This is a genomic window from Actinophytocola sp., from assembly GCF_036402745.1.
Classification (GTDB): Bacteria; Actinomycetota; Actinomycetes; order Mycobacteriales; family Pseudonocardiaceae; genus Actinophytocola.
Window position 1 is genome coordinate 1 of the sequence record NZ_DASWSJ010000409.1, and the last position, 9,849, is coordinate 9,849.

At 71.5% G+C, this 9,849-nt stretch carries 11 protein-coding genes; 7 read left to right on the forward strand and 4 right to left on the reverse strand.

The annotated features are described in order from the left end of the window. Positions 1-215: 215 nt before the first annotated feature. Genes VGD70_RS36015 through VGD70_RS36025 form a run of 3 tightly spaced genes read right to left on the reverse strand, consistent with a single transcriptional unit; the run spans position 216 to position 2,623 of the window. Positions 216-728, reverse strand: a complete 513-nt coding sequence (locus VGD70_RS36015; RefSeq protein ID WP_331089498.1) for an AAA family ATPase — start codon at positions 726-728, stop codon at positions 216-218. Positions 729-733: 5 nt separating this feature from the next. Beyond that, positions 734-1,138, reverse strand: a complete 405-nt coding sequence (locus VGD70_RS36020) for a nuclear transport factor 2 family protein (RefSeq protein WP_331089500.1) — start codon at positions 1,136-1,138, stop codon at positions 734-736. 42 nt (positions 1,139-1,180) lie between these two features. Next, the gene (locus tag VGD70_RS36025; protein ID WP_331089516.1) at positions 1,181-2,623 is read right to left on the reverse strand and encodes an amino acid permease; all 1,443 of its coding nucleotides are present in this window, start codon (positions 2,621-2,623) and stop codon (positions 1,181-1,183) included. Between the two features lie 251 nt (positions 2,624-2,874). On the opposite strand from VGD70_RS36025, the gene VGD70_RS36030 reads away from it, so the two are divergent. The 5 genes from VGD70_RS36030 to VGD70_RS36050 are packed head-to-tail and all read left to right on the forward strand — an operon-like array spanning position 2,875 to position 7,774. After that, positions 2,875-4,239 (forward strand): glutamine synthetase family protein, encoded by a 1,365-nt coding sequence (locus tag VGD70_RS36030; RefSeq protein ID WP_331089502.1) that lies wholly within the window; start codon positions 2,875-2,877, stop codon positions 4,237-4,239. Beyond that, positions 4,220-4,930, forward strand: coding sequence for a gamma-glutamyl-gamma-aminobutyrate hydrolase family protein (locus tag VGD70_RS36035; protein WP_331089504.1), 711 nt, complete (start codon positions 4,220-4,222; stop codon positions 4,928-4,930). The genes VGD70_RS36030 and VGD70_RS36035 overlap by 20 nt, the downstream gene beginning before the upstream one ends. After that, complete coding sequence (locus VGD70_RS36040) at positions 4,927-6,288, forward strand: aldehyde dehydrogenase family protein (protein ID WP_331089506.1); 1,362 nt, start codon at positions 4,927-4,929, stop codon at positions 6,286-6,288. Before VGD70_RS36035 ends, VGD70_RS36040 begins: the two co-directional genes overlap by 4 nt. After that, the gene (locus VGD70_RS36045; protein WP_331089508.1) at positions 6,289-7,053 is read left to right on the forward strand and encodes a 3-oxoacyl-ACP reductase; all 765 of its coding nucleotides are present in this window, start codon (positions 6,289-6,291) and stop codon (positions 7,051-7,053) included. Between the two features lie 16 nt (positions 7,054-7,069). Continuing rightward, positions 7,070-7,774, forward strand: coding sequence for a FadR/GntR family transcriptional regulator (locus VGD70_RS36050; protein WP_331089517.1), 705 nt, complete (start codon positions 7,070-7,072; stop codon positions 7,772-7,774). On the opposite strand, the gene VGD70_RS36055 is transcribed toward VGD70_RS36050, so the two are convergent. Then, positions 7,771-8,265 (reverse strand): DUF1707 domain-containing protein, encoded by a 495-nt coding sequence (locus tag VGD70_RS36055; RefSeq protein WP_331089510.1) that lies wholly within the window; start codon positions 8,263-8,265, stop codon positions 7,771-7,773. The genes VGD70_RS36050 and VGD70_RS36055 overlap by 4 nt on opposite strands. Positions 8,266-8,358: 93 nt before the next feature. Between VGD70_RS36055 and xerD the strand changes: the two genes are divergently transcribed. Together xerD and VGD70_RS36065 are read left to right on the forward strand one after the other, a co-directional pair. Continuing rightward, positions 8,359-9,294: a site-specific tyrosine recombinase XerD gene (gene xerD, locus VGD70_RS36060; RefSeq protein WP_331089512.1), complete on the forward strand. Its 936-nt coding sequence runs from the start codon at positions 8,359-8,361 to the stop codon at positions 9,292-9,294. A gap of 93 nt (positions 9,295-9,387) precedes the next feature. Further along, the gene (locus VGD70_RS36065; protein WP_331089514.1) at positions 9,388-9,828 is read left to right on the forward strand and encodes a DUF1707 domain-containing protein; all 441 of its coding nucleotides are present in this window, start codon (positions 9,388-9,390) and stop codon (positions 9,826-9,828) included. Positions 9,829-9,849 lie beyond the last annotated feature (21 nt).

Consider the following 9,849-nt stretch of genomic DNA (forward strand, 5'->3'; position numbering starts at 1 on the left):
GGGTATCGCGGTGGGTGGTGGCTGGGTGCCGTCACGGTCCCCTGAGGTTCCGGTGCTCGGCGCTGGACTAGACCGCCTCCCCGGGATTTAAAGTGTGCGTTGCGTCCCGGCGAATGGTGCGGGTGTCGGGGTGGGTGGTGGTTGGGTGTCGTCACGGTCCCCTGAGGTTCCGGTGGTCGGCGCTGGACTTCACACGATGATCTACGAGACTGGCCTTAACCGCTGGTGAGGTGGCCCGCGATCACCCGGGCCACCTCCTGCGGCGACCGCCCGGCCGTGTCGACGACCGTCCCGTCCCGGCGCAGCCACGGCAACGCCTGGCGGTAGCGGGCGAGGTGGTCGAGCCGCCACGCCCGCGCCCCGCGCTCCACCCGGTCGCCCTCGATCCGGCGGACGAGCTCGGCCTCGTCGGCGTGCAGCACGAAGTGCCGGACGTCCACCCCGTCGTCGGCGAGCCCGTCGAAGATCTCCCGCGCGTAGGCCTCGACGAGCACGGTCTGGGGCGCGACGAGCGTTCCGCCGGCGTGCCGCAGCACGCGGGTGGCGGTCTCCCGGACCAGCGGCCGCCAGGGCGGCAGGTCCTGGAAGTCGTCGACCGGCTCGTGGAGCACGTGCCGGAGCATGTACCCGACCTGCTCGGGATCGAAGATCCGCGCCGCCGGCAGCAGCCGGACGAGCTCACCGGCCGTGGCGGTCTTCCCGGCGCCGAAGGTCCCGTTCAACCACACGATCACTAGTCCGGCGCGCGCAGTGCCGACGCGATCAGCTGGGTGTCGGCGTACTCGGTGAGCTCGACCAGCTTCCCGTCGGTCAGCCGGCACACCCAGCAGTACGCGTTGTGGTAGCGGACGCCGGCCTTGGTCGTGTTGCGGCCCTGCGCCTCGACGACGACGAGATCGTCCTCGGCGACGAACCGGTTCGCGGCGATGATGTTGCGCCCCATGAGCTGACCGTTCACGGGGCGCAACAGGTCCGCGAGCACCGCCTCCTTGCCGGAGTACGTGCCCGACCACGCGGTGCTGCCGATGATCGTCCACCGCACGTCGTCGGCGAGCGCGTCCACGAACGGCCGCGAGTTGCCCTTGGCGACCTCGGTGAACAGGTGCCGCATCAGCGTCTTGTTCTCGGCAGCGCCCACGGACCCATTCAACAGGCTGGAGCGTGCGCCAGGTCAAGCGGGCTACACCGAGTCGAGATCGCGTTCGATGGCGGCCAGCTCCTCCGGGGTGCCCTGGACCTTCGGGCCGTTGAACCAGCGCCGCGCCGAGGCCAGCCACCACAGTCCGGCGAACCCGAGCACCACCAGCACCGCCACCGGCGTGTAGTTGAAGGTCTGCACGGTCACCGGGCTCACCTGCGGGAGCATGAACAGGATCGTGATGAAGCAGACCCAGATCACCGCCACCGTCCCGATCGGCCTGCTCCACCGGCCGAGGTGCCACGGGCCGCGCTGGAACGAGTCACCCTGGCGCAGCCGCAGGAACGTCGGCAGCACGTAGGCGATGTACAGGCCGATCACCGCGATCGAGGTCACCGCCGTGTACGCGGTGTTGTTCCACAGGTACGGCAGGCCGAGCACGAACGCGCCGCCCGCGGCCAGCCACACCGCGTTCGTCGGTGTCCGGGTCCGCTTGTTCACCCGGTGCCAGAACGACGACGCGGGCAGGGCGCCGTCGCGGGAGAAGGCGTAGATCATCCGCGAGTTCGCGGTCACCGACGACATGCCGCAGAACAGCTGCGCGCCGATCACGATGAGCAGCAGCAGCTTGCCGCCGGTCGAACCGACCGCGTCGATGAAGATCTGTGCCGGCGGGACGGCGGTCGGCGTGCCGGTCGCGCTGTCGTAGCTCTGGATGGCGAACGTCAGCCCGATGAGCAGCACCCAGCCGGCCACCAGCGACACGATGATCGACATGACGATGCCGCGCGGGCCGCTCCTCGCCGAGTCGTGCGTCTCCTCGGTCATGTGCGCGCTGGCGTCGTAGCCGGTGAACGTGTACTGCGCGAGCAGCAGGCCGAGCAGCGCGACGTAGAAGGTCGACGTCCACCCGGTGTTGTTGACGAAGTGGCCGAACACGAACGACGCCGACTGGTGGTGGTCCGGCACGAACGCCAGCACGGCCACGATCACCAGCACGCCGACGATGTGCCACCACACGCTGATGTCGTTGAGCCTCGCGACGAGCTTCACGCCGAACGTGTTCAGCAGCCCGTGCACGACGAGGATGATGCCGAACAGCAGGATCGTGTGCCCCGGCGTCGCGGTGAAGCCGAACTGCAGGTCGAGGAAGGCGTTGAGGAAGAACGCGGCGCCGAAGTCGATGCCGGCCGTCACGGCCACCTGGCCGAGGAAGTTGAACCAGCCGGTGAACCACGACCAGGCCGCGCCGTTGCGCCGGGCGAGCTTGGCCGACCAGTAGTAGAGGCCGCCCGCGGTCGGGTAGCTCGAGCAGACCTCGGCCATCGCGAGGCCGACGAGCAGCGTCATGAGGCCGACGAACGGCCAGCCCCACACGATGACCACCGGGCCGCCCGTGTTCAGGCCGAACCCGTAGAGCGTGAGGCAGCCGGACAGGATCGAGATGATCGTGAACGACACCGCGAAGTTCGAGAAGCCCGACATGCCGCGGCTGAGCTCCTGCGCGTAGCCGAGCTCGTGCAGCCGCTTCTCGTCGGCACTGAGCGCTGGGGGTTCAACGGAACGGGCCTGGGGGCTGTCGGTCGTCACGAATGCCTCCTTGCTACCAATGGGCCAGAAACAGTCCTTTGGGTGTCCGGTTGGGGGTGGGTTGGGGCTAAGGTGTCGTTGACAGGTCAGAGTGCACCCGCATGCAATGTGCGTCAATGGGTCAGACGGGATCCTTTGGAGGTCTCATGGGACACCGCGAGGGCATGCTCACCCTCGACCGGCTGCGCGGCCTCGTCGACGACGGCACTGTCGACACCGTGCTCGTCGGCATCACCGACATGCAGGGCCGGCTGCAGGGCAAGCGCTGCGCGGCCGAGTACTTCCTCAACGAGGTAGTGCCGCACGCCACCGAGGCCTGCAACTACCTGCTCGCGGTCGACGTCGAGATGAACACGGTCGACGGGTACGCGATGTCCTCTTGGGACCGCGGCTACGGCGACTTCGTCCTGCGGCCGGACATGTCGACACTGCGCCTCGTGCCCTGGCATCCGGGCACCGCGCTGGTGCTCGCCGACATCGAGTGGGTGGAGGGCGGGCCGGTGCCGGCGTCGCCGCGCCAGGTGCTGCGCCGCCAGCTGGACCGGCTGGCCGAGCGCGACCTGGCCGCGTACGTCGGCACCGAGCTCGAGTTCATCGTGTTCGACGACTCCTACGAACAGGCCTGGAGCTCGGGCTACCGCGACCTCACGCCGGCCAACCAGTACAACGTGGACTACTCCATGCTCGGCACCGGCCGGCTCGAGCCGCTGCTGCGCGACATCCGCAACGGCATGTCCGGCGCCGGCATGTACGTCGAGTCCGCCAAGGGGGAGTGCAACCCCGGCCAGCACGAGATCGCGTTCCGCTACGCCGCCGCACTGTCCACATGCGACAACCACAGCATCTACAAGACCGGGGCCAAGGAGATTGCCGCGCGGCACGGCAAGAGCCTCACGTTCATGGCCAAGTACAACGAGCGTGAGGGCAACTCCTGCCACATCCACATCTCGCTGCGCGGCACCGACGGCTCGCCGGTCCTCGCGGGTGACGGGCCGCACGGGTTCTCCCCGCTGATGGAGCACTTCCTCGCCGGCCAGCAGGCCCTGCTGCGCGAGCTCACGTACTTCTTCGCGCCGAACATCAACTCCTACAAGCGGTTCCAGCCGGGCAGCTTCGCGCCGACCGCGGTGGCGTGGGGCATCGACAACCGCACCTGCGCGCTGCGGGTGGTCGGGCACGGCGAGTCGCTGCGGGTGGAGAACCGGGTCCCGGGCGGCGACGTCAACCCCTACCTCGCGGTGGCCGCGCTGGTCGCCGCCGGCCTGCACGGCATCGAGAACGAGCTGCCGCTGGAGCCCGAGTTCACCGGCAACGCCTACGAGGCCGACCGCCCGCAGGTGCCGGCCACCCTGCGCGACGCGGCCGAGCTGCTGGCCGAGAGCAAGCACGCCCGCGCCGCGTTCGGCGACGAGGTCGTCGACCACTACCTGAACAACGCGCGCATCGAGCGCGCCGCCTACGACGCGGCGGTCACCGACTGGGAGAAGGTCCGTGGCTTCGAGCGCCTCTAGTCCCCTGATTGGGATCAGCTCCTACCTGGAGCAGACCCGGTTCGGGGTCTGGGACGTCCCGGCGGCGGTGCTGCCCCGCGGCTACCTCGACGGCGTGGTGCACGCGGGCGGCACGCCGGTCCTGCTGCCCCCGGTCGGCGAGTGGGAGGCCGGCCATCTGTCCAATATGGATGGTCTGGTCATCGCCGGTGGCGCGGACGTCGATCCGTCCTGCTACGACGCCACCCGGGAACCGGCGACCGGGCCGGCGCGACCCGACCGGGACGGTTCCGAGTGGGCGCTGATCAACCTCGCGTTCAAGCTGGGTATCCCGCTGCTCGGCGTGTGCCGGGGGATGCAGCTGCTCAACGTCGTGCTCGGCGGGACGTTGCACCAGCACGTGCCGGATCTCACCGACAACACCGACCACCTGCCGACGCCGGGCAGGTACGGACGGGTGCCGGTGAACGTCGCCGCGGGCAGCCGACTCGCGGGGATCGTCGGCGAACGGATCGAGGTGCACTGCCACCACCATCAGGCGATCGACAGGCTCGGTGACGAGCTGGAGGCGGTCGCCTGGGCGGCCGACGGAACTGTCGAAGGCGTGGAGCTGCCTGGGGAGACGTTCGCCGTCGGCGTGCAGTGGCATCCGGAGGAGGACGGTGTGGACCGGCGGTTGTTCGAGGCGCTGGTAGGGGAGGCGGGCAGATGACCGACGTGATCAACCCGGCCACCGAGCAGGTGGTCGCCACCGTGGCGGCGACGTCGGCGGCGGAGACCGACGCGGCGATCGAGCGGGCGCACCGCGCGCTGCCGGCCTGGCGGGCGGTGGCGCCGGGCGACCGGGCCCGGCTGCTGCGCCGGTTCGCCGACGCGGTCGACGCCGACGTGGAGAACCTGGCCGCGCTGGAGGTGGCCAACTCCGGGCACACCATCGGCAACGCGCGCTGGGAGGCGGGCAACGTCCGGGACGTGCTGCACTACTACGCCGCCGCGCCGGAACGGCTGTTCGGCCGGCAGATCCCGGTGCCCGGCGGGGTGAACATCACCTTCGCCGAGCCGCTCGGCGTGGTCGGGGTGATCGTGCCGTGGAACTTCCCGATGCCGATCGCCGGCTGGGGGTTCGCGCCCGCGCTGGCCGCCGGCAACACCGTGGTGCTCAAGCCGGCCGAGCTCACCCCGATGACGGCCATCCGGCTCGGCGAGCTCGCGCGCGAGGCGGGCATTCCGGACGGCGTGTTCCAGGTGCTGCCCGGCAAGGGATCCGTGGTCGGCCAGCGGTTCGTGGACAACCCGTTGGTGCGCAAGGTCGTGTTCACCGGCTCCACCGAGGTCGGCCGGCAGATCATGGCCGGCTGCGCCGCGCAGGTGAAGCGGGTGACACTGGAGCTGGGCGGCAAGAACGCCAACGTCGTGTTCGCCGACGCCGACCTCGAGGCCGCCGCGGCCAGCGCGCCGTACGGGGTGTTCGACAACGCCGGCCAGGACTGCTGCGCGCGGTCGCGGATCCTGGTGCAGCGCACGGTGTTCGACCGGTTCCTCGAGCTGCTCGAGCCGGCGGTGCACGGCGTCGTGGTCGGCGACCCGAGCGACGAGAAGACCGAGATGGGCCCGCTGATCTCCGCGTCCCACCGGGCGTCCGTTCAGTCCTATGTGGACGACACGGTGGACGTCGCGATCCGGGGCGGCGCGCCGGCCGGGCCGGGGTTCTGGTTCCCGCCCACGGTGATCCTGCCCCGCACGCCCACCGACCGGGCGGTCGTCGAGGAGGTCTTCGGGCCGGTCGTCACCGTGCAGGCCTTCGACGCCGAGGCGGACGCGGTGGCGCTGGCCAACGACACCGAGTACGGGCTGTCCGGCTCGATCTGGACCCGCGACGTCGGCCGGGCGATGCGCGTCGCCCGCGGCGTCGAGGCCGGGAACCTGTCGGTGAACTCGCACTCGTCGGTCCGGTACTGGACGCCGTTCGGCGGGGTCAAGCAGTCCGGGCTGGGGCGCGAGCTGGGGCCGGACGCGCTGGACAGCTTCACCGAGACCAAGAACGTGTTCATCGCAACCGAGGAGGGGTAAGTGAACCGTCTGCAGGACCGGGTCGCCGTGGTGACGGGGGCGGCGAGCGGGATCGGGCTCGCCACCGCGCGGCGGTTCGCCGACGAGGGTGCCCGCGTCGTCGCCGTCGACGTCACCACGGACGCGATCGAGACGCTGGCCAAGGAGCTCGACGGCGACGCGATCACCTGCGACGTCACCGACGAGGCCGCCGTCGAGGCGATGTTCGACCAGGTCGTCGCCGCGCACGGCCGCGTCGACGTCGCCTTCAACAACGCCGGCATCTCCCCGCCGGAGGACGACTCGATCCTCACCACCGGCATCGAGGTGTGGGAGCGGGTGCAGCGGGTCAACCTCACGTCGGTGTACCTGTGCTGCAAGTACGTGCTGCCGCACATGCGCCGGCAGGGCCGCGGCTCGATCGTCAACACCGCGTCGTTCGTCGCCGTGATGGGCGCGGCCACCTCGCAGATCTCCTACTCGGCGTCCAAGGGCGGCGTGCTCGCGATGACCCGGGAGCTGGGCGTGCAGTTCGCCCGCGAGGGCATCCGGGTCAACGCGCTGTGCCCCGGGCCGGTGAACACGCCGCTGCTGCAGGAGCTGTTCGCGTCCGACCCCGAGCGGGCGCGGCGCCGGCTGGTGCACGTCCCGATGGGCCGGTTCGCGGAGGCCACCGAGATCGCCGCCGCGGTGGCGTTCCTGGCCAGCGACGACGCGTCGTTCATCACCGCGTCGCAGTTCCTCGTGGACGGTGGCATCTCCGGCGCGTACGTCACGCCGCTGTAGTGCGGTGGTGACGACCGTGCGGTCGGCGTCCGCCGCGGTGTTCCGGCCGGTGCGCACGCGCAACGCGTTCGAGGAGACCGTCGAGCGGCTGCTGCAGGCCATCCGGCTCGGGGTGGCCGCGCCGGGGGAGCGGCTGCCCGCCGAGCGGGAGCTGGCCGCACGGCTCGGGGTGAGCCGGGTGACGCTGCGCGAGGCGATCCGCGTGGTGGCCGACGCGGGGTATGTCGAGTCCCGGCGCGGCCGCTACGGCGGGACGTTCGTGGTCCCGCGGCTGCCGGAGTCGCCGGGCCGCGATCTGTCCGGAGTGGACCTCGAGGACGTGCTGACGCTGCGCCGGGTGCTGGAGACCGGTGCCGCGGAGTCCGCCGCCGCCCGCACGCTCACCCCGGACGAGCGCCAGCACCTGATGCTGGCCCTCACCGAGGTCGGCGCGGTCGAGGCGGGCTCGGCGGAGGAGTACCGGCGCCGCGACTCCCGCCTGCACCTGGCGATCGCCGAGGTCACCGCGGCGCCGTCGCTCACCACCGCGGTGGCCGACGTCCGGACGAGGGTGAACGAGCTGCTGGACGCGATTCCCTTGCTGGCGGCCAACATCGAGCACTCGAACGACCAGCACCGGGCGATCGTGGCGGCCATCCTCTCCGGCGACCCACCCGGCGCGCGCACCGCGATGGACGAGCACGTCGAGGGCACCGCGGCGCTGCTGCGCGCCTTCCTTTAGATCTTGAGCGGGCGGCCGTACGCGTCGGTGCCGCCGCCCACCAGCATCACCACGCCGTCGATGATGCTCCAGATGACGCCGACACCGATGAACATGGTGAACAGCTGCGCCAGCGCGATGCCCGTGTGCCCGGTGTAGAACCGGCCGATGCCGAACGGCAGGAGGATCTGCAGCACGCCGGCCACGACCCGGTAGCGCTCCGACGGCACGACCTGGACCGCGTTGTGCTCGGGGAACACCGGCACCGGGACGGCCGCGACCGGGCGCACCGGCGGCACCATGAACGCCGGGTACGGCGCGGGCAGGTCGCCGAACAGCGGGCGCAGCTGGCCACGGGTCTGGGCGTCGATGGCCTTGCCGACCCGGTCCTCGTACTCGTCCACCGGCAGCCGGCCCTCGGCGAAGTGCTCGCCGAGGATCTTGATGGCGTCCTCGCGCTCCTGCGTGCCGATGCGGATCGCGTCCGCGTCCTGGCCGATCGGTTCGCCCACGTGCCCACGATACGGCAGTCGCGCCACGCCATCGGCGGTTCCCGCCAACCGGTCGGCAACCGGCATAGGCTGGCCGCTCCACAGGGAGGTGCCATGGTCGAGCGTCCGGTCGCGCCGGCCCTCACCGGTGTGGTCGCCGGCTACCTCGACCACCTCGCCGTGGAGCGCGGCACGTCCCACAACACCCTCGACGGCTACACCCGCGACCTTCGCCGCTACGCCGAGCACCTCACCGCCGCAGGGGTCACCGAGCTCGCCGGCGTGACCGAGGCACACGTGTCCGCCTTCCTCGCCGTGCTGCGCGAGGGCGACGCCGACCACCCGCCGCTCGCCGCGTCGTCGGCCGCCCGCGCGCTCGTCGCCGTGCGCGGGCTGCACAAGTTCGCCGTCCGCGAGGGCCTCGTCGACCTCGACCCGGCCCGCGAGGTCCGCCCGCCCGCCGCCCCGCGCCGGCTGCCGAAGGCCCTGCCGGTGGACGACGTGGAGCGGCTGCTCGACACCCCCGGCGACGGCGCCGGCCCGCTGCGGGACCGCGCGTTGCTCGAGGTCCTGTACTCCACCGGCGCGCGCATCTCCGAGGCCGTCGGGCTGGACCTCGACGACATCGACGCCCACGAGCGCACCGTCCTCCTCGACGGCAAGGGCGGCAAGCAACGCCTCGTCCCGATCGGCCGCCCGGCGCTCGACGCGCTCGACGCCTACCTCGTGCGCGCCCGCCCCGACCTCGCCCGCCACGGCCGCGGCACGCCGGCGGTGTTCCTCAACGTCCGCGGCGGCCGGCTGTCCCGGCAGAGCGCGTGGCAGGTGCTCAAGGTCGCCGCCGAGCGCGCCGGGATCGCCGCGTCGGTGTCGCCGCACACGCTGCGTCACTCGTTCGCCACCCACCTGCTGGAGGGCGGCGCCGACGTCCGCGTGGTGCAGGAGCTGCTCGGCCACGCGTCGGTGACCACGACGCAGATCTACACCCTGGTCACGGTCAGCACGCTGCGCGAGGTCTACGCCACCGCCCACCCGCGGGCGCGCGGCTGAAAATCTCATGGTTTTCACAGGCCATTTTGCCGTGCGTTTAACTGTGCGCGCTTACCGTCGGTCATTGCCGTAAATCGACGGGACGAGGAACAGATGACCACTACGAATCCCGAGCACACCTCGACGGAGGAAGGCTCCGCGCCCCCGGCGGGTGCGCTGCGCTGCTCCACCGCCGACCGCGAACAGACCAGCGCGCGGTTGCACGCGGCCGCCGGCGAAGGATTCCTCTCGATGGCCGAGGTCGAGGAGCGGCTCGCCACGACCTACGCCGCGCGGTACCGCCACGAGCTCGACGCCGTCACCGCCGACCTGCCGTCGGCGAACACCGCCGCCGGCTGGGGAGCCATCCTCACCGTCGCGCGCCGGCAGCTCGCCGACGACCTGGCCGCGCTCACCGGCCGCGGGGACCACCCGATCAGCCGCCGGAGGAAGGCCGTGCTGGGGCTCACCGCCCTGCTGTTCGTCGCGATGCTGGTGTTCCTCGCCGTGCACGGCTTCGCCGACGAGGGCCCCGAACACCACGCCGCCGACTGACCTGCCGCCGACCGACCTGCC